At 65.4% G+C, this 19,512-nt stretch carries 18 protein-coding genes and 2 pseudogenes; 10 read left to right on the top strand and 10 right to left on the bottom strand.

What is annotated here, in order from left to right:
- Positions 1-45 precede the first annotated feature (45 nt).
- The 4 genes from OG716_RS03330 to OG716_RS03315 are packed head-to-tail and all read left to right on the top strand — an operon-like array spanning position 46 to position 4,300.
- Entirely contained in the window at positions 46-1,425 is a 1,380-nt protein-coding gene (locus tag OG716_RS03330; RefSeq protein WP_405136215.1) for a glutamine synthetase family protein, read from the top strand.
- Positions 1,406-2,149: a gamma-glutamyl-gamma-aminobutyrate hydrolase family protein gene (locus OG716_RS03325; protein ID WP_405136214.1), complete on the top strand. Its 744-nt coding sequence runs from the start codon at positions 1,406-1,408 to the stop codon at positions 2,147-2,149. The genes OG716_RS03330 and OG716_RS03325 overlap by 20 nt, the downstream gene beginning before the upstream one ends.
- Positions 2,146-3,507, top strand: coding sequence for an aldehyde dehydrogenase family protein (locus OG716_RS03320; protein WP_405136213.1), 1,362 nt, complete (start codon positions 2,146-2,148; stop codon positions 3,505-3,507). The genes OG716_RS03325 and OG716_RS03320 overlap by 4 nt, the downstream gene beginning before the upstream one ends.
- A 25-nt stretch (positions 3,508-3,532) precedes the next feature.
- Entirely contained in the window at positions 3,533-4,300 is a 768-nt protein-coding gene (locus tag OG716_RS03315; RefSeq protein ID WP_355126314.1) for a 3-oxoacyl-ACP reductase, read from the top strand.
- A gap of 6 nt (positions 4,301-4,306) precedes the next feature.
- Here the strand turns inward: OG716_RS03315 and OG716_RS03310 are convergent, their stop codons facing one another.
- The 4 genes from OG716_RS03310 to OG716_RS03295 all read right to left on the bottom strand — a co-directional run bounded on the left by OG716_RS03310 (position 4,307) and on the right by OG716_RS03295 (position 8,436).
- Positions 4,307-5,857, bottom strand: coding sequence for an amino acid permease (locus OG716_RS03310; RefSeq protein ID WP_405136212.1), 1,551 nt, complete (start codon positions 5,855-5,857; stop codon positions 4,307-4,309).
- A gap of 111 nt (positions 5,858-5,968) precedes the next feature.
- Positions 5,969-7,513 (bottom strand): vWA domain-containing protein, encoded by a 1,545-nt coding sequence (locus OG716_RS03305; protein WP_405136211.1) that lies wholly within the window; start codon positions 7,511-7,513, stop codon positions 5,969-5,971.
- 65 nt (positions 7,514-7,578) lie between these two features.
- Positions 7,579-8,007, bottom strand: coding sequence for a lipopolysaccharide assembly LapA domain-containing protein (locus OG716_RS03300; protein ID WP_405136210.1), 429 nt, complete (start codon positions 8,005-8,007; stop codon positions 7,579-7,581).
- A 207-nt stretch (positions 8,008-8,214) separates the two neighbouring features.
- The gene (locus tag OG716_RS03295; protein WP_405136209.1) at positions 8,215-8,436 is read right to left on the bottom strand and encodes a hypothetical protein; all 222 of its coding nucleotides are present in this window, start codon (positions 8,434-8,436) and stop codon (positions 8,215-8,217) included.
- 222 nt (positions 8,437-8,658) lie between these two features.
- Here OG716_RS03295 and OG716_RS03290 point away from each other — a divergent pair, with 222 nt between their 5' ends.
- A complete protein-coding gene (locus tag OG716_RS03290; protein WP_405139489.1) occupies positions 8,659-8,976 on the top strand; it encodes a putative glycolipid-binding domain-containing protein in 318 nt (105 codons plus the stop codon).
- Between the two features lie 12 nt (positions 8,977-8,988).
- Here the strand turns inward: OG716_RS03290 and OG716_RS03285 are convergent, their stop codons facing one another.
- Complete coding sequence (locus OG716_RS03285; protein WP_405136208.1) at positions 8,989-9,645, bottom strand: TetR/AcrR family transcriptional regulator; 657 nt, start codon at positions 9,643-9,645, stop codon at positions 8,989-8,991.
- 122 nt (positions 9,646-9,767) lie between these two features.
- Here OG716_RS03285 and OG716_RS03280 point away from each other — a divergent pair, with 122 nt between their 5' ends.
- A complete protein-coding gene (locus tag OG716_RS03280; RefSeq protein WP_405136207.1) occupies positions 9,768-11,192 on the top strand; it encodes a cytochrome P450 in 1,425 nt (474 codons plus the stop codon).
- A gap of 48 nt (positions 11,193-11,240) precedes the next feature.
- Here the strand turns inward: OG716_RS03280 and OG716_RS03275 are convergent, their stop codons facing one another.
- Positions 11,241-12,341, bottom strand: a complete 1,101-nt coding sequence (locus tag OG716_RS03275) for an NAD(P)-dependent alcohol dehydrogenase (protein ID WP_355126298.1) — start codon at positions 12,339-12,341, stop codon at positions 11,241-11,243.
- Positions 12,342-12,540: 199 nt separating this feature from the next.
- On the opposite strand from OG716_RS03275, the gene OG716_RS03270 reads away from it, so the two are divergent.
- Positions 12,541-14,061, top strand: coding sequence for an FAD-dependent oxidoreductase (locus tag OG716_RS03270; protein WP_405136206.1), 1,521 nt, complete (start codon positions 12,541-12,543; stop codon positions 14,059-14,061).
- Here the strand turns inward: OG716_RS03270 and OG716_RS03265 are convergent.
- Both OG716_RS03265 and OG716_RS03260 read right to left on the bottom strand, forming a co-directional pair.
- Positions 14,028-14,402, bottom strand: coding sequence for a cupin domain-containing protein (locus OG716_RS03265; RefSeq protein WP_405136205.1), 375 nt, complete (start codon positions 14,400-14,402; stop codon positions 14,028-14,030). The two genes, OG716_RS03270 and OG716_RS03265, sit on opposite strands and share 34 nt — an antisense overlap.
- A gap of 32 nt (positions 14,403-14,434) precedes the next feature.
- Positions 14,435-14,809: a cupin domain-containing protein gene (locus OG716_RS03260; RefSeq protein ID WP_355126292.1), complete on the bottom strand. Its 375-nt coding sequence runs from the start codon at positions 14,807-14,809 to the stop codon at positions 14,435-14,437.
- A gap of 84 nt (positions 14,810-14,893) precedes the next feature.
- On the opposite strand from OG716_RS03260, the gene OG716_RS03255 reads away from it, so the two are divergent.
- Complete coding sequence (locus OG716_RS03255) at positions 14,894-15,340, top strand: MarR family winged helix-turn-helix transcriptional regulator (RefSeq protein ID WP_405136204.1); 447 nt, start codon at positions 14,894-14,896, stop codon at positions 15,338-15,340.
- A gap of 557 nt (positions 15,341-15,897) precedes the next feature.
- Here OG716_RS03255 and OG716_RS03250 read toward each other — a convergent pair.
- Positions 15,898-17,406, bottom strand: a complete 1,509-nt coding sequence (locus OG716_RS03250; RefSeq protein WP_405136203.1) for a DUF222 domain-containing protein — start codon at positions 17,404-17,406, stop codon at positions 15,898-15,900.
- A 221-nt stretch (positions 17,407-17,627) separates the two neighbouring features.
- On the opposite strand from OG716_RS03250, the gene OG716_RS03245 reads away from it, so the two are divergent.
- Entirely contained in the window at positions 17,628-18,104 is a 477-nt protein-coding gene (locus tag OG716_RS03245; RefSeq protein ID WP_405136202.1) for a cupin domain-containing protein, read from the top strand.
- Between the two features lie 20 nt (positions 18,105-18,124).
- Here OG716_RS03245 and OG716_RS03240 read toward each other — a convergent pair.
- Positions 18,125-18,412, bottom strand: a pseudogene (locus OG716_RS03240) (ABC transporter substrate-binding protein); the annotation flags it as partial.
- Between OG716_RS03240 and OG716_RS03235 the strand changes: the two are divergent.
- Positions 18,405-19,409 (top strand): annotated as a pseudogene (locus OG716_RS03235) (LLM class flavin-dependent oxidoreductase); the annotation flags it as partial. The pseudogenes OG716_RS03240 and OG716_RS03235 overlap by 8 nt on opposite strands.
- Positions 19,410-19,512: the final 103 nt, after the last annotated feature.

Here is a 19,512-nt window from a genome sequence, read left to right as displayed (position 1 = left end):
TTCGGGCACGCGCGGGGCCCCGGGTCGCTTAGCGTGATCACGTTGATGCCGAGAGGGGTCGTAATGCGCGCCGGAATGCTCAGTGTTGCGGATTTGGTGAAGCAGGTCGAGGCGGGGACGATCGACACCGTCTTGGTCGCCATGACAGACATGCAGGGGCGGCTGCAGGGGAAGCGTTGTTCGGCAAGATATTTCGTCGAAGAGGTGCTCGATCAGGCGACCGAGGCCTGCGACTATCTGCTTGCGGTGGATGTCGAGATGACGACGGTCGAGGGATACGCGATGTCCTCGTGGGACACCGGGTACGGCGACTTCGTGCTGCGCCCGGATCTCGGCACGCTGCGGCTGGTGCCGTGGCTGCCGGGGACCGCACTGGTGCTCTGCGATGTGGAGCAGGTGGATCCGGCAGGCACGCCTGTGGTGGCCTCACCGCGGCAAGTGCTGCGCGCACAGCTGGATCGGCTGGCCGCGCACGGTTTGCGGGCCTACGCCGGGACGGAACTCGAATTCCTGGTCTTCGACGACACTTACGAGGCGGCGTTCCAGGGCGGCTACCGCGATCTGACGCCCGCCAACCAGTACAACGTCGACTATTCGATGCTCGGAACCTCCCGCATCGAACCGCTGCTGCGCCGCATTCGCAATGAGATGTCCGGTGCGGGCATGTATGTCGAGTCGGCGAAAGGCGAATGCAATCCGGGGCAGCACGAGATCGCGTTCCGCTACGACGAGGCGCTGGTGACGTGCGATAACCACAGCATCTACAAGACCGGGGCCAAGGAAATCGCGGCGCAGGAGGGGCGCAGCCTCACCTTCATGGCGAAATACAATGAGCGTGAAGGCAATTCGTGCCACATTCACCTCAGCCTGCGCACTGAGGCGGGCGAGCCGGTCTTCGCCGACAGCACCGGCCGCGAATCGACGCTCATGCGGCACTTCCTCGCCGGGCAGCTGGACTGCCTGCGTGAACTGACCTACATGCTCGCCCCGAATATCAACTCCTACAAGCGGTTCCAGGCGGGCAGCTTCGCGCCCACCGCACTGGCCTGGGGACGGGACAATCGCACCTGCGCACTCCGGGTGGTCGGTCACGGACCGTCGCTGCGGTTCGAGAACCGGGTGCCGGGCGGGGATGTGAATCCGTATCTCGCCGTCGCCGCCACCATTGCCGCCGGATTGCACGGTATCGAGCGGCAGCTGCCGCTGGAGCCGGAGTTCCACGGCAATGCCTACCGCTCGCACCGGCCCCGGGTGCCGCACAACCTGCGCGACGCCGCGCAGTTGTTCGGCGACAGTAAGATCGCGCAGGCGGCCTTCGGCGAAGACGTGGTGCTGCACTACCGGAATGCGGCACAGGTCGAACTCGACGCCTACGACGCCGCGGTGACCGATTGGGAGCGCGTGCGTGGATTCGAACGACTCTGAGGTGGTACGGCGGCCGATCATCGGGCTGCCCACGTATTCCGAGCGGACGCGGTTCGGCACGTGGGATGTCGACAGCGCGGTGCTGCCGCGCAGCTATGTCGATATGACGGCACGGGCCGGTGGAGTGCCGGTCCTGCTCCCGCCCACCGGAACTCCCGGCCCGGAATTGCTGGATCGGCTGGACGGACTGGTGCTGACCGGCGGCGCCGACATCGACCCGGCACGCTACGGCGCGCCGCCGCATGCCGAAACCCGCGCTACCCGGCCGGACCGCGACGAATCCGAATTCGCGTTCTTCGAGCTGACCCGGGCCGCGGGAATACCCGTGCTGGCGATCTGCCGCGGACTGCAATTGGTGAACGTCGCACTGGGCGGCACACTGCTGCAACACCTTCCGGACGTGCTCGGGCACACCGGCCACAGCGGCGGCCCCGGCGTTTTCTCGGTCACCACCATCCGGACCGTCACGGGCAGCCAGGTGGCGGCGATCGCCGGGCCCGAGGTGAAGGCGCACTGCCATCACCATCAAGCCATCGACACCCTGGCGCCCGGCCTCACCGCGACCGCATACGCCTCGGACGGCACCATCGAAGCGGCGGAGACGACCGGCGGACCATTTCTGGTCGGCGTGCAATGGCATCCGGAAGCGAATGCGACCGACCACCGGCTCATGCGAGCCCTGGTGGAACAGGCGGCACTGTACGGAAAGGAGCGCAGCCGGTGACAACAACCCAGGTCGTCAACCCCGCGACCGAAAAGGTCGTGGCGACAGTGGAATCGGCCGATGAGGCCGCCACGGATGCCGCCATCGCCCGGGCACAACGGGCCGCCCCGGGCTGGCGGGATATCGCACCGGGAGATCGGGCGCGGCTCTTGCGCCGATTCGCCGAGGCCGTGGACGGCGATCTCGAGAATCTGGCACAGCTGGAAGTGGCCAATGCGGGGCACACCATCGGCAATGCGCGCTGGGAGGCTGGCAATGTTCGCGATGTGCTGCACTACAGCGCCGGACTGCCGGAACGCTTGCTGGGCAATCAGATTCCGGTCGCCGGTGGTGTCGACATCACCTTCCACGAACCGCTCGGGGTTGTCGGAATCATCGTGCCGTGGAACTTTCCCATGCCGATCGCGGTGTGGGGCTTCGGGCCCGCGCTCGCGGCCGGCAATACGGTGGTGTTGAAACCGGCGGACCTCACGCCGCTCACTGCCATTCGGCTCGGTGAGCTGGCATTGCAGGCGGGACTGCCGGAGAACGTTTTTCAGGTGATACCGGGCAAGGGTTCCATTGTCGGAGCCCGGTTTGTCACCCATCCCGCGGTGCGCAAGGTGGTGTTCACCGGCTCCACCGAGGTGGGGCGGCAGATCATGGCGGGCTGCGCGGCTCAGGTCAAGCGCGTGACGCTCGAATTGGGCGGCAAGAGTGCCAATATCGTGTTCGCCGATTCGGATCTGGAGAAGGCTGCGGCGACCGCGCCGTACGGGGTATTCGACAATGCCGGGCAGGACTGCTGCGCGCGGTCACGGATTCTGGTGCAGCGCAGTGTGTTCGACCGATTCCTGGAACTGCTGGAACCGGCGGTGCAGGGCGTGAAGGTCGGTGATCCCGCGGACGCGGCCACCGAAATGGGGCCGCTGATCTCGGCGGCGCACCGTGAGCGGGTCGCCGAATTCCTGGAGCCGTCGACGAAGGTGGCGTTCACCGGAACGCGGGTGGACGGACCAGGCTTCTGGTTCCCGCCGACAGTGGTGCTGCCCTCCGGCTCCGCGGACCGCATCCTCACCGAGGAAGTCTTCGGTCCGGTGGTGGCGGTACTGCCGTTCGACGATGAGGCCGACGCCCTGCGTATCGCGAATGACAGCGAATACGGCCTGTCCGGATCCATCTGGACCTCCGATGTCGGCCGGGCGCTGCGGGTCGCCCGTGGTGTCGAGGCCGGGAACCTGTCGGTGAATTCGCATTCCTCCGTGCGGTATTGGACGCCGTTCGGGGGCTACAAGCAATCCGGACTCGGCCGCGAACTCGGGCCCGATGCGGCGCGCGCCTTCACCGAGACCAAGAACGTTTTCATCGCCACCGAGTAGTACCTGCCATCCGATCAGAGGAGATATGTTGCAGCGCTTACAGGATCGAGTAGCGGTCGTCACCGGCGGCGGCAGCGGCATCGGCCTCGCCACCGTCAAGCGTTTCGCCCAGGAGGGCGCGAAAGTTGTTGTCGCCGATATCGATGTCACCTCCGGTGAGGCCGCGGCGGCGGCGGTCGGCGGACTGTACGTGAAGGTCGACGTCACCGAGGAGACTCAGGTCGAGGCGCTGTTCCAGACGGCGGTCGACACCTACGGCGGACTCGATATCGCCTTCAACAACGCGGGCATCTCACCGCCCGACGATGATTCGATTCTCACCACCGGGATCGAGGCCTGGCGGCGGGTGCAGGAGGTGAATCTGACCTCGGTCTACCTGTGCAGCAAGTACGCCATCGGGCATATGCTCGAGCGCGGTAAGGGGTCGGTCATCAATACCGCGTCCTTCGTGGCGGTCATGGGTGCGGCCACCTCGCAGATCTCCTACACCGCATCCAAGGGCGGTGTGCTGGCCATGAGCCGTGAGCTCGGAGTGCAGTTCGCACGCCAGGGAATTCGTGTCAATGCCCTGTGCCCCGGGCCGGTGAACACCCCGCTGCTGCAGGAATTGTTCGCCAAGGATCCCGAGCGCGCCGCTCGCCGGCTGGTCCACATCCCCACCGGGCGTTTTGCCGAACCGGAGGAAATCGCCGCTGCCGTGGCGTTTCTCGCCAGCGACGATTCCTCCTTCATCACAGCCTCACAGTTCCTCGTGGACGGCGGAATCTCCGGCGCCTACGTGACCCCGCTGTAGACCGGTTCAGGCGCCGACGGGGGCTTCGGCCTCCGGCGGCTGCGGAACATTGCGTTTGGGTCCGGTGAACCATTTCCGGGCCGAGACGAACCACCAGACGGCAATGGCCCCGACCACGCCGACCAGGGTGATGGGCGCGTAATTGACTGCGTTCCAAGTGAATCCATCGACCCAGGGATAGCCGTGGTCATCGGTTGGCAGGATGAACAGCAGGCTGATGAAGACGATCCAGATAATCGCGATCACGCCGATCGGGCGATACCAGCGGCCGAGTTGCCAAGGGCCGATCTGGAATCGGCCGCCGTGCAGCTGGCGCAGCAGAATCGGAATGCCGTAGGCGATATAGAGGCCGATGGTGGCGACCGAGGTGGCCGCCGCATAGGCCGTCGGGGCATTGACCGCGGGCACCAGCATCGACGGAATCAGCAGGATGAATGCGAAGACCGAGATGAACAGGACCGCGTTCACCGGAACCCGGCGCGCCGAAAGCTTCGACCAGAGCGCCGATCCCGGCACCGCGCCGTCACGCGCGAACGCGAACAGCATGCGGGAGGCCGAGGTCACCGAGGCATATCCGCAGAACAGCTGGGCGGCCGCGGCGATGATCAGCAGCAGACCGGACCAGAACGAGTTCAGCGAGTTCTGCAGGATGTAGATGACCGGGTAGCCGCTGTTCTTCGTCGGGTCGAGCGAATCGCCGAGATTCGGAATCGCGAAGGTCACCGCCATGATCAGCAGATATCCGGCGATCGCCGAGACGACGATGGTATTGATGATCCCCTTCGCCGCCGTCCGGGAGGCGTCGTGCGTCTCCTCCGACATATGCGCCGAGGCGTCGTAGCCGGTGAAGGTGTACTGCGCGTGCAGCAGACCCAGCAGGAAGCTGAAGGCGACGCCGCCGAACCCGACCGCGCTGTTGTCCACGGTCTTGGTGAAGACGAAGCCGACGCTCTGATGGTGTTGCGCACCGATTCCCAGCACCAGCACGAAGACCGCGACGCCGCCCACATGCCACCAGGCGGAGACATTGTTGATCACCGCGGACAGGTGCGGGCCGATGGCGTTCAGTACCGCGTGCAGCACCAGGATGGCGGCGAAGACCAAAAAGATTGCGGTGCGGTCGGTTCCGATGTCGAGGCCGATCACATTGAGCACCACGGTGGTGAAAATGGCTGCGCCGTAATCGATCGCGGCGGTCACCGCGATCTGCCCGATGAGGTTGAACCAGCCGGTGAACCAGCCCCAGATGGGCCCGCCCAGCTCCGCGGCCCACCAGTACAGTCCGCCGGAAGTCGGGTACGCCGAGGCCAATTCGGCCATGGCCAGCCCCACGAACAGCACCATCACCGAGACCAGGGGCCAGCCCCACGCCATGGTGATGGGTCCGCCGTTGGCCAGCCCGATGCCGTAGCTGGCGAGCCCGCCGGTCAGGATCGAGACAACGGTGAAACTGATGGCGAAATTGGAGAATCCGGACCAGGATCGAGCCAGGTCCTGTTTATAGCCGAGCTCGGCCAGCCTGCGTTCATCGTCGGATTCGTGCTGAATTTCGGTCATTCGCGCTCCCGAGTGAAAAACGCCGCCCTCACAGCGTTTACCAGGAGCTCAGTGTGAGGTAAACCCGGGTAGACCGCAGCGCAACCTTGAAAACTCGGCCGATCAGTATGGTCAGCGCAGAATGTTCGCCGCCCGCGCGGCGCGCAACCAGTCGGGGAATTCGTTGAGCAGCTGGGCATACAGCTGGGCGTCGGTCATGCGATCGATATCGCCGACGGCGAAGAAGCCCGCATTGTCGACCACACGCCCGTCGAGAGTGTCGAGCTCGTGCAGGATTCCGAATCCGCTGTGGCCGAGACCGATGAACTGCCAGAACACCGGATACCTCGAGGCATCACGCATCAGGGCGGCGATCTGGGTGCGCTTGGAGAAGCCGCCGTCGGTGAAGAAGAGCACCAAAGTCGGTGCGTCGCCGGGGCGCAGCGACTTCAGGACCTCCGTCATGATCGGCAGTTCGTCATTGACGCCGCCGATCTTGCCGTAGTTGATGCCGCCGTGTTTGCCGGACATGTGAATGAAGGTCTCGCACCACGCTTCGGCATCGGCGACGGTCACATTCGGCAGTTTCGCGAAGCTCTTGCCGTACAGATAGGACTCGAGCTGGCCGTCGTCATCGAGCTGGGTCGCCACCGGGACCATGCGTTCCACCACCCGGTGCACCACCCCCGAGGCGTACTCCCGGGACATGCTCCCGGTCTTGTCGATCACCAGGACGACGCGCGCGCCAATACCGTTGGCGCCCTTGGTGAGCAGTACCTTCGCGACCTCTTGCTTGCGCATGTTCAGCGTCTGCCGCTTCTCCAGCGACAGCTTCTCCTCACCCGGCACCGACCGCACCTGCGGCTGCTGTGCGGAGGGCGGGAACGGCGGCGGTTGTTGAAACCCTTGCGACGGAGGGGGCGGAGGTTGGAACGGCGGTGGGGCGGACTGGAACTGTTGGGGCGGAGACGACTGATATTGCGGTGGGGGCGGAACCGGCTGATATTGCTGCGGCGGTGCCGACGGGAACTGCTGGGGTGGCGGGGGTGGCGACTGGTACTGCGGGGGTGGCGACCGGTACTGCTGCGGCGGCGGCATGGCCGGCTGGAACTGCTGCGGCGGTGGTGGCGGTGGCTGGAACTGCGGTTGCGGTGCGGATGTCACCTCATCATCGACTCGCACACCGTGATCGGTGACCAGCGCGGCGAATCCACCGGCGTATCCCTGGCCGACCGCACGCACCTTCCAGTCGCCCATGCGCCGATACAGTTCCAGCGCGATCACAATGGATTCGCTGGACAGCCCGTCGATCCGGTACGCGTACAACGGGTTTCCCGCAGCATCCGAGACGTAGGCGATCGGCGCCGGAATGGCGCCGAAACTACTGCCCGCGCCATCGAGGGTGATGACGGCTCTGATCTGCGCGATATCGGCCGGTACCGCCGCCGGTGACACCCGCAGCGAGGCAAGCTGCCCGGGCGCCCCCGGCTGCAGATTCACTCCCGGCCCGCTGGGCTGGTTGAAGAAGACGAAATCCGCATCGGACCGCACCTTCCCGCTGTCGGTGACGAGCAGCGCGGAAAGGTCGGCAGGCGCGGCGATCTGAACCCAGATCACCACATCGCCGACCGTCAGCGGCCCGTTCTGGCCCTTCATCAGGTTCGTAATCGCCGTCATCATGACCCATTTCGCTTTGCCCGGCCGGGCTCAACCGTACGACAACCCACCGGCGCTCGCCAGGTCTAATCGTGCAGGGCGCCGGGTTTGTGGCCGCGGGCCAGGCGCGTGAACGCGGTGCGCAGCTGGATGATCCGCACTCCCCCGGCAATCGCCATCACCAGCAACCCGACCACCGCGGCGACCAGGATGGTCACCCCGACCGGCAGCGCGAAATGCCATCCCAGGAACCCGATTCGGGTGCTGGTCGTGTTCTGCACCACGAATATCAGCAACACCACCAGGAATACGCCGCCGACGCTCAAGCTCGCCCACACACTCCCGGCTCTCGTCCGGCTGATCCGAGGAGGGGTTGTTTCGGTCGGCGGCGGCGTTTCGATCGGCGGCGGCGCTGTTTCGATCGGCGGCCCCGGCTCGACCGGAGGCGCCTGCTCCCTCGGCATCGGCTCCGGCACATTCTGCACATACGACTCGTCGTGGCCTGCAGGGTTCACGATGACCTCCTCAGCTCTTCCGACGCCAGACACGCGGTATGCCGCCCCGAGTCCGCGGTCTCGGGACAGGCGTCTGTAGTCGGATTGCCCCGGAAATCGACAATCAATCCCGCGCTGTGCCGGGGTCGACGAGCCGCCCGTCGGCGATGAGCCCACCGGACTGTTCGACCAAGGGCCTGTTCGTACTCATCGTGCTCACAACCGCCATCAATCTTCGCTGCTGTCGCGCGCACCGAGGAATCGGAGCACGGCGGGGTCAGCGGAGGTTATGCGGTCGACCTCCTCGCCACCATCGCATTGGTAGAGACCTACCGTCACCGAGTTCGCACGCCGCACCAGTACCCGCCAAATCGCGCCCGCATCCTGCCAACGCCGCAGTACCGAAACCGGATTCGACCACTCGGCATCACCTGATACGTCGCCGGACACCAGGCGCTCTCCTTTCGGCTGCGAATTCGTAGATGGACATGATGACAGCATCGCGCCTGTGACCTCGGTAGCGTTGAGACATGCGAACATTCGTGTGGCAGGGGATCGATGAGCCGCGCATGGAGATCGTCCGGGTGGAGAGCCTCGATCGCGCTCGCGGCACGCAGATCGGGTTGGTCTACGAATTGCGTTGGTAACTCGACGGTTCGGAACTGATCGTCGATATCGGGGGACGGGCCTGTCCGGCACCGCCTCGACGGGGCGGACTTCTTCGATGTGCAGCATGCGGTGTTCTTCAACTCGCTGCCCGTGCTGCGCGAGGGACTGCTGCTGCCGGAGGCCACCCCGCGGGACTACACCATGCGGTACATCGACGTCCCGCAGCTGACCTCCCGCCTCCCCGCGCAGCGCTACCACCCGCGCGGTAAGGGCGTGGTCGGCTTCAGTTCCGGCGACTACAGCGCCGATATCGAATTCGACGGGGACGGGTTCGTGACGGACTATCAGGATTACGTGCGCCGGCTGCATCCGGCATCGTGAGCCCGGCCCTTTCTACTTGTCGACAGCGGCCTCCCGGCGGGCGAACGCATCCGCGTGATCGAGGCTGAAAGTGGACACCAGACGCACCGTATGATTGACGATTTCGGTTGCGGTGCAATCGAGTAGGCCCGATTGCCAGGCGGCGATGAGTTCCACGAATCCGCCGACGCCGATGATCGCGTCCATGTGCAGTGCGCGTTCGTCCGCGGTGGGGCCGAGGACTCGCAGGGCACCGGCGACTACGAGACCGGCGGTGAGGCGCATGGCATTCGCCCGGCACGCTTCGAGGGCGGGGCTGCCCGCGTGGTGCAGGAGCAGAATTCTGCTGTAGGCGGGGTCGGCGGACATGCGATCGGTGACGACTGTTGCCGCGATGCGGACGATTTCGGGCAGCGGGCGGTCGAGATTGTCCTCGAAGGCGGTGGCCAGGGCTTCGAGCATGTCGTCGCGGACGGTTTCCCACGCCGCTCCGAGCAGTTCGTCGCGATCGGTGAAGGTCTCGTAGAAGTAGCGATCGTTGAGGGAGGTGCGGGCGCACACCGCGCGGATCGTGACTGCGGGCCAGCCGTTTTCGCGCCAGATCTGCAGGGCGGCGGTGATCAGCCGCTGCCTGCGCTCGGTACGGCGCTCTACGGCGCTACGCCCGCCCCACGTCTTCGGTGTCGGCACTGTTCCATCTTGACAAGGTCGGGGGCCGCTCACAAACTGGTGACATGCGCAGTCATTGGTGACAGTCGTCACCAGTTGAGCGCGGAGCGACACGATGCGGTGTCGACCCAAGGAGGTTCGGTATGTCCACGCTCATGCCCGAAGCTGCTGAGCAGCACTACCGTTCGACACGGCCGAGCAAACGCACCCGCACATCGACCGCGACGCTGGAGGCCTTGACGGTCGGGCTCGACGTGCGGGCCGGGGTCTTCGGCCGGGCCAAAGACACTGACCTGCTGCGATTTCGGGCGGGCACGCGGCGGTATGCGGTACTGAACCATCCGGAATACGTCGATCATGTACTGCACGGTGGCCGCCTGAAGTACGAGAAGGCCTTCGAATACGAGATGCTGCGCGCGATCCTGGGCATCAGCCTGTTCACCGACGAGGGCGAGTCCTGGCAGCGACACCGGACACTGCTCAATCCGATGTTCGCCAGAAGGCATCTCAACGGATTGATCGATCTGATGGTCGAGCCGATCGCCGAAAGCATCGCGGCACTCGACACCGGACCCGCCCGCGCCGAGATCGACATGGTCGGCGAGATGGTGCAGCTGACCCTCAATGTGGTCGGCAGCGCACTGTTCGGCCAGCAGTTCGGCCATATCGCACAACGGATGTCGGGTCTGGTCACCGACGGACTGCGGTTCGCCGAGCGGCTGGAGCGCCTGTTCGTGGTCGCCGCGCCGCCGAAGCCACTGTGGCGGGCAGCGGCCCGGGTCGCCTTCACGCCGATTCCCCTGCCGCCACCGCTGCGCAAGATCCAGCACATTGTGCGCACCCTCGACGCCGAGGTCTGGCGTGTGGTGACCGACCGCTACGAAAACCCCACCGACAGTCCGGATCTGCTGAACCATCTGCTCACCGCCTCCGATACCGAAGGCACGCTGCACCTCGAGCGAGTCCGGGACGAGGCGCTCACCTTCATGCTCGCCGGCCACGAGACCACCGCCAATGCACTGTCGTGGATGTGGTACCTGCTGGCCCTCGATAGCGAAGCCCGCGAACGGCTACTGGCGGAGGTCGACACCGTCCTGCAGGGCCGCACCCCGACCGTCGAGGACCTGCCGAACCTCCCGTGGACCTCGGCCTGCGTGCAGGAGTCGATGCGATACTTCTCCCCCGCGTGGACAATTCCGCGAGTCGCCATCGCAGACGATGTCATCGACGGGCATCACATCCGGCGCGGCACCACGGTCATCGTGCCCTCCCACTTCATCCACCACGACGCGCGCTGGTGGCCGGAACCGGAACGGTTCGACCCGGCCCGCTTCCTCCCCGGTGCGGGCAAGGGCCGCCCCCGCTCGGCCTATCTGCCGTTCGGCGGCGGCCGGCGAATCTGCATCGGCTCGAGTTTCGCACTCATGGAAGCCGTCCTGATCACCGCGATGTGGAGTCAGCACTACGTTTTCGATCTGGTCCCAGGATTCCCCGTCGAACCGGAGGCAACCTTGACCCTCCGCCCCAAGAACGGCCTGCGGATGGTCGCACGCCGTCGCGAGACGTGAGGACCCCCGGCACAGCCTGCGCCGCGCCGAGGGTCACCGTTCAACCGCTCAGTCGGCGGTGGGGAGCACCAGGATCGGCTTGATGGTCGCGCCGATCTCGGCGTCGTGCATGGCCGTATTGATTTCGGAGAACGGGTACTGCCGGGAGATCTTCTCGATCGGGAACTTGCCCGCGCGATGCCATTCGATCAGCTGCGGGATGAATTCCTGTGGGTCGCAACTGCCTTCGATGCAACCGCGGACGGCCTTGCCATTGCCGGTGAGGTGGCCGATCTCGAATTCCATGGCGGCCTCGCCGAGGCCGACCAGGACCAGCGTGCCGCGCGGCGCGAGGGCCAGCAGGGCGTTGGCGATCACCGGGTTGGCCGCGGTGGTGTCCAATGCGAAGGTCGCACCGCCGCCGGTGGCGGCCTGCACCTGGGCGACAACGTCTTCGGCCGCACCGTCGATGACCGTCGCGGCGCCCAGTTCCTTTGCCACGGCCAGTCTTTCGGCCGACAGGTCCACGGCGACCACATTCTCGACGCCGAGCGCACGTGCGGCGAGCAGCGCCGACATGCCGACGCCGCCGGCGCCGAAGATCACGATGGACTCATTCGGAGCCGGGCGCATCACATTGGCGACCGCACCGGCGCCGGTCTGCACGCCGCAGCCGAAGGGGGCGCAGGCGACCAGATCCACATCGTCGTCCACGACGACGACATTGCGGCGGCCGACCAGCACGTGGGTGGCGAAGCTGGACTGACCGAAGAACGCGCCCATCACGCGCTCGCCACCGATGCTCAGCGGCGAGGTGAAGTCGGTCCGGCCGCCCGAGGTGTTCAGCATGACGAACTGCTCGCAGTACGAGGGCGCGCCGGTGGTGCACTGGGTGCACGTGCCACAGCTGCCGTAGGTCAGCAGTACGTGGTCGCCGACCTTCACATCGGTCACCGCGGAGCCGATCTGCTCGACAATGCCCGAGCCCTCGTGGCCCAGCACGATCGGCAGTTCGGGCGGGAAGACGCTCTTGGTCACCAGGTCGGTATGGCACACGCCGGTGGCGACAATGCGCACCACGACCTCATCCGCCCGAGGCTCCTCGAGGGTGATGGTTTCGAGCGCGAGCGGCACTTGCGCTCCACGCGCGACCGCGGCAGTGATGTCCATCCGGACACTCCTTCCCAAAAGACGGCGAAGTGACTTCTCACGCCGATCACCTGCACCATAGGGCGGGGAACCACCTCAGATATAGAACACGTTCCACTCACCGGGGCGATACGTTGCCACATTCGGGCCGCCTGCGTAACCCCGGCCCCGCATACTCGAGTCCATCACCTACCTTCGCGACCCATCCGAGGGAGTCCCGATGAACCTCACCGCACCGATCTGCGTTGTCGGCGCCGGACAGAGCGGCATCCTCACAGCCGCGAAACTGCGCGATCTCGGCTACCGGAATATCGACATCCTCGAGGCCGGGGCGCAGCTCGGCGGCTACTGCCAGACCGCCGAGGCGGAGGGCGAAATCTATGATTTCCAAGCACATCTCATCATTCAGCAGGACTTCGGCGAGGACGCTTCGGGAACCGCCATCGATGAGCTGATCGGCAAGCATCCGGTGGAAACACAGGTCGAAGCGCTGCACTTCGTTGCCGAAACCGATTCCGGCAAACCAGGATTGACCGTTCCGCCGCACTTTCTGCCGCTGTTCCGGACACTGACGCCCGAGCAGGCGGCCGATCAGCTGGCCGAGGCGTGGAACCTCATCGAGCGAGCAGCCCGGGACAGGCGGGGACCAGGGCTCAGCGGATTAGCCTTCGATCGGATCCCCGGCGAGACCTGGGAGACGTACCGGGCCCGCCACACCCCACTGGTCGGCGAGATACTGCAGGGCCTCACGCTGTACGCGAATATGCGCAGGCCCCGGCAGCCCGCCGAAACCATCATCAATATCAATGCGCATATCTCCGGCCATGTTTCGCAGCTGGCGAAGATGATCCTGTCGCTCTATCCGGCGCGGAAACAGGCGCTACTGGAGCGCATGCCGCAGTCGCTGCGCGCGCAGATGAACTCCCGCAGGCCGGTGACCGTGGCCTTCCGGCACGGATTCATCAGTTTCATTCGGCAGATCGCCAAGGACTGCCGACTCGAAGTCAGCGTCGACAGCAGAGTCACCTCGATCGAACCTGTTCCGGGAGAAGGTGTTCGGGTCGGCTACACGGCAGGCGGCGAGCAGCGCAGCGCGATGTACTCACGCGTGGTGCTGACAGCGCGCCCCGCCCAGATTCGGGACATCTTCCCCGCCGGGGATATTCACGAACTCTTCGCCGAGCGGAACTGCCCCCGAACCTGGACCCGCAGCTATCTGATCAAGGTCCGTGAGGAGATCATCACCTTCCCGCGCCGATCGAATTCCTCTGAACCCCTGGGCTTCTGGCTGCTGGAGCCCTATGGCAGCTACACCGACTCCGATCCGGAACAAGCCCTGCACCGCATCACCGCCGCCAACAAGCAGCACCCCGGTCCGTATTGGATCTGCTTCAGCAATTCCGACACCTCGATAACGGACGCACGGGCCTGGGCGCTCGCCAAAGAGGGCCTGTTCCTGTTCGAGGACCCGGAACTCGTCTCCGAAACCATTGCCGAATGGCCTGCCTACCCCAGCGCGGCCGCGGTCCGCGAAGGCTGGTTCGAACGGGTATCGGATATCCAGGGCCGGGACGGCATCTACTTCGTGGCCGAGATCCTGTCCGGCCCGACTGCCGAATGCATCAGTTCCTTTGTCCGCGAGGTAATCCCGTCCTGGTTCGGTCCAGACGGCGACACCCCTTCGGCACCACCGAGTCCCGCCGCGGATCAGCGCGCCCAGGGGGCGACGATCGGCGGCTGACCGGGGATGAGACCCTGCCCGCCGACGGGCAGGACCACGATAGCCTCGAACGGTTCGTCACTCGGATTGGACATGGCGAACGACTGATGAGCGGGCACGATGAGTGCGTCTCCGGCTGCCACCGTGAGGATTTCGCCGCCCATGGTGACATTCATCGTGCCGGACAGCGCGATGAAGATCTCCTCGCGAGTCAGTGCGTGCGCCGGCGCGTCCACGCCCGGTTTGATGGTCAGTCGCCATGCGCTGTTCTCGGTGGAACCGCGACTGGGTGCGGCGAGGCCGATGAAGCTCGCGTGGTCGTTCTCGAAGCGCGGGGCGAGGTCGGCGGTGATGTGCGGCATGACTCTCCTGTGTAATCGATTGCGTATGTGGACTATTGGGCCCACGGCGGGCTGACCCGGTCACCGCCGGGAGCCTGGGCGTATGCGCCCACCGGCAGGATCGCGACGGCCTCGAACGGTTCGTCGCCCGGCACGGACACGTGGAAGACGGTGTGCGCCGGGATCACCAGCGCATCGCCCGCGCAGAAGTCCCGGGTTTCGCCGTCGATGGTGGCGCGGGCCCGGCCGGAGAGGGCAACGAAGATCTCTTCCCGCGAGACCGCGTGTGCGTGGCCCGGGTTGCCCGGGTGCATGGTGAAGCGCCACACGCTGTTCTCGGTGGAGCCCCTGCTCGGGGCGGCCAAGCCGACGGCGGTCATGAGGGGACCTTCGAAGACGGGTGCATCGGCGGATTTGATGAGTGGCATGCTGTGACTCCTAGTATTCAACCGAGGTGTTCAACTATGGTTGTTCAACTAGAGTTGAACACATCGACGGAAGGAGCGTCAAGGATGGATTTCGGCGTCCTGCTCGGGCAGGCGTACCAAGCCTTCGTCCAGGAGTTGCACACACATCTGGCCGAGCACGGCCACCGCGTCCTCGGCGCCTCCTACGGCTACGTCCTGCGCACCCTCGCCGAGAACGCGCTCACCGCAAGCCAACTGGGAGAGCGCCTGGGCATCACCGCCCAGGGCGCAGCCAAGATCGTCGACGAGATGGTCCGCCACGGCTACGTAGAGCGCCGCCCCGACCCCGAAGACAAACGCGCCAAACTCCTACACCTCTCCGACCACGGCCGCGACATGCTGAACACCGTCCGCCAATTCCACGCCGAATACGAAAAAACCCTGACAGCCCGCACAGGCAAAGAACACATAGAAACAGTCAGAGCCGTCCTAACCGAAATCATCAACACCCCAACCGATTCCGGCACAGAACGCCCCTTCCGCCCACTATAGAATCCACCTCTAGTCTCCCAATCTTGGAGTCCTTGGTCTTTTCGTCTTGCGTCTCTGAAACCGGACCACAGCCGGTCGACCAAGCTGGTACCGCAGATAGTTCTCCCAACTGCGGAAGGTAGGCCGGGTACGTCTCCCGACGTGCCCAGCACGGCCATCTCGGGCTTTGCCCGCGCCCTCTTGCAGATCAACCCTGCCCGGGACGCAGGCAACCCAGGTGCACCGGCGGTTTCGGTATAGAAACCGTCGGTGCACCTGGGTTGCTTGCGTCCAGAGGTGGTGGTGGGTTTCTGGGTGCGGGCAGGGCCCGATTTGGCCGTGCTGGTGGCGTCGGGTGGGGTACCCGATTTACCTTCCGGGCCAAGGAGATACCTGCGGTACCGGGCGGAAGACTGGCTGTGGTCCGGTTTCAGAGACACAAAGACGAAAAGACCAAAGATTCAAAGACCAAGACGCCTGGGAACAAGGGATCGAAGGACACGAACCCGGAAGATCATGTCGGGCAACGACCTGTAGCACCGACAGGATGATCCTGTCGGTGACACAGGGCGGGAAACCTATTGTCGCGGTGGGGGTGTGGCGGCCCGGCGGAGCACCCGGTACCGAACCGGGGACAATCCCGAGGCATGACACACCCTGCGAGGCCGCAGCGAGGGCGGCGCCTCGGTCAACAACTCGGCTGGGTGATGCAGGTGATTGACTCGCGGAGTCCGGGTCGGGTCCACATGCGCCGGAGCGATCCAGGCGGTCCGGCCCGGAAAGTCCGAATCCGCACCGAGTTTGATCGTTTTCCATCCGCGTGGCCCGTCTTTGACCAGGGCGTGGCAGTGATCGCAGGCGAGGGTGAGGTTTTCGATATCGGTGGGGCCGCCCTTGCTGAACTCGGTCACATGATGCGCGGCGGCCATACTCGCCGGAGCCGAGCACCCCGGGCGGGTGCAGCCGCGTTCGGTGGCGATCAACGCCATCCGTTGTGCCGGGTTCGCCAACCGGATTTCCCCGATATGCAACGGCATCCCGTTCTTGTCCTTCACGAGCACGAACGTCTTGCAGTCGCGGGCCATCAACGCAAGGGCGTTCTCGACCGGGATCTGCCCACCGGTGGCCAGGGTCGCCACCCCCGAGGCACGTTCGACGTCCTCGATGTCGATGGTCATGATCGTGGAGACCGGCAGCCCCCGGTGGGAGCCGAGTTTGGCGGGGTTGAAGTCCGGGTGCAACACCGCCAGCAGGGCATCATGCTGGCGTTGGGCCTTGCTGCGCTCATCCCGGGCCGCGCACGCCTCCAGCACATCCCGGGGCACCGGGTTGTCCTCATCCTCAGCCCACGGGCTTTCCTTGTCCGCCGGGTTGCACATCCCCGGACGCGCCAGCTTCGCCATCACCGCATCGAACGCCGCACGGGCATCGGGGGTGAGCTCGACGGTGAGGGTGGACATCAGGTCGTAGCGTTGCGGGCTCAGAACCGCGCTGCGCTGGTTCTGCCGGTCCGCGTCCTCGGTGAGTTTGCCGTCGGGGTCGAGGTAGCCCAGGATCATCTCCCCGATCCTCGGCAGGTGCGTCGGGTCCAGGGCACGCGCCTGGTAGGCGAGCTGCTTCTCGGCGTAGGCGCGGGCCTCGGGCGCGACCTTGCCGGGCAACCGGTTCATGACCTGCCGGATCACCCGCACATGATCGAGGGAGATCGCCCCCTCATCGAGGGCTTGGGCGGCGTTCGGCAGGACAGGGGCCGGGTCGGGCTCGTCACCGACGCGATGCCACACCGCGAGATCCTCCGCGGTGCGCCACCGGTTGATCGCGTCCCCGTGCGAAATGTGCAGCACCGATTGCAAATACAGGGCCGGGCTACCGGAACCGTTGAGGGCGGGCAAGGAACGCGCGCAGGCTTGCACGATCAGGTCCCGCTGCACTGATGCCAACCGGCGGGTGCTGGTTTCGATCTGCTGCATCAACGCCACAATGTCGGTGTCCGACACCGGAATCAACGGCAGGGTGGTGAGGGATTCGACCGCAGCGGCCAGTGCGGCTGCACCGGTCGCGATTGCGGTTTCTCCCCTTGATTCCATGCCTTTATTCTACTCCGTGAAGACAGACCCGGAAAGGCGAATTCCGTTGTGATATAAGGCTATTCAGAATACTCGGATTTCATCTTTTGCCTTGCGTCTTTATCTCTCGCTCTTCTTATCCAGGCGTCTTTTGTCTTGTTCTCTTAACCCAAGCGCCGCCAGCCTCCCTCCGCCGACGCACCGTACGATGGAATTCGCGTCGAGTCGAAAGGCGGTATGTGGTGGTGGATGCGCAGGATTGGCGTGAGCACGGGGTGCGGGTGGTCAGGGCCGGGCAGTTGGATTCGAATACGCCGCAGACTCCGGGGATGAGTCGGGCGGCGGCTATTGATGCTGCGCGGGTGGGGGCGGAGCGGCTTTGGGCGGGGACGGTCACGATTCATCCGGATGCCAAGACGGGGGCGCATCATCATGGGGCGCTGGAGAGTGTGATTTATGTGCTTCGGGGGCGGGCTCGGATGCGGTGGGGTGAGCAGCTGGAGTTCGTAGCGGAGGCGGGGGCTGGGGATTTCATTTTTGTGCCGCCGTACGTGCCCCATCAGGAGATCAATGCCAGTAGCGATGAGCCGCTGGATTGCGTGCTGGTGCGTAGTGGGAGCGAGGCCGTGGTCGTCAATCTCGATATAGAACCGGTGGAGCGGCCCGACGCCGTGTACTGGGTCGATCCACTCCACCGGGAGCCCACGGGGGACGAATGACGGCCCCGGGAGTTGTTTGGCTAGACGGCGGCGCTCGACTTGGTGGCCTCGACTGCCTCGCCGATCCACGGCAGCACCGCATCGCGGACGCGAATCGTCTGCGGCAGTAGACCATTCGCCGCGAGCAGATCGGCCGCGTGCTGCTGCTCGTCCAGGAACTGCTCGGTCACCGCATTGACGCCGAAGGGACGGCCGCGCAGTGCGGCTTCCCAGGCGTCCAGGTCGGCCTTGCCGCCACGGGCGATAACGTCGTCGACGAAGTACTGGGCCGCCTCACGCGGGTTGGCGGTGATCCAGGCGTTGCTCTCCGAAGGCCGGGCGGGGTGGAATGTCGTCACCACCGACAATGCCTGGACCGGCGAGAACCTCCGGCGCGGCGGCTTTCTGGACCACGCGCACCGCTACGAGCGCGCCACGGAGTTCCTGACGACCGCCCGCGAGATCTGGGATTCCTGGTCCGACACGGCGATTGCCCCGTCCCGGCGCAGCTCGTCCTGGCTGACACCGGGTGCGGTACGGACCGTCGAGCGTGATACCGACCATTTCCGGGTCGCCATCACGCCCACCCTGCCGCGCAGCCCTCAGGGTCATCCGGTGATCTTCCAGGCCGGAGTCTCACCACAGGGCCGCGATTTCGCGGCAGGGCATGCCGAAGTCATCTTCTCGCCCTTCGGAACCAATTTCGAACCGGCTCGCGAATTCGCCGACGATATACGGACTCGACTGGTCACGGCGGGCCGCCCGGCCGACGATATTCGCATTCTGCCGGGCACCCAGATCGTGCTGGCCGAACGGGAATCGGAGGTCGAGGAGAAGAAGCGCTGGGTGCTCGAGCAGCAGATCACCGGTGCGACCGCGCTATCGCTGGTCGGCCAGGTCTGGGGCCGGGATCTGTCCCCTCTCGATCCGGACGGGCCATTGCCGGTGGAAGATCCTGAGCAGTCGGTGATTTCCGGTACCCGCGGTGCGCAGCGCGACGGCCAGGATCGGGTCGCGATTGCCTGGCAGTGGCGCGAGCTCGCCGAATCCCGCAACCTCAGCCTGCGTCAGGTGGCCATCGAGACGACCGCGCGCTTCGGTTTCGCCGGCACCCCCGGGCAGGTCGCGGACGAGCTGACCCGCTGGGTCCGGCACGGTGCGAGCGACGGCTTCAATATCACCCCGTATCTGGTGCCGACCGGCCTGGACGACATTGTCGACTGGCTGATTCCGGAGCTGCAGGAAGGTGGCTCCTACCCCACCGCGTACACGGGCACCACCCTCCGCGAACATCTCCGATTGCGCCCGCCGCTCACCCGACGCTGACCTTCCGGCACCGCGAAACTTCCGCGGTGCCGGGCAAATTCGCAGGTCAGAGTGGTCGAGTTCACGCCATCGGTCGCGTAACTGGACATTTACGCCAGTTCCT

Source organism: Nocardia sp. NBC_01388 (genome assembly GCF_045040085.1).
Taxonomy (GTDB): Bacteria; Actinomycetota; Actinomycetes; order Mycobacteriales; family Mycobacteriaceae; genus Nocardia.
This window is presented reverse-complemented; position numbering and strand designations above follow the sequence as displayed.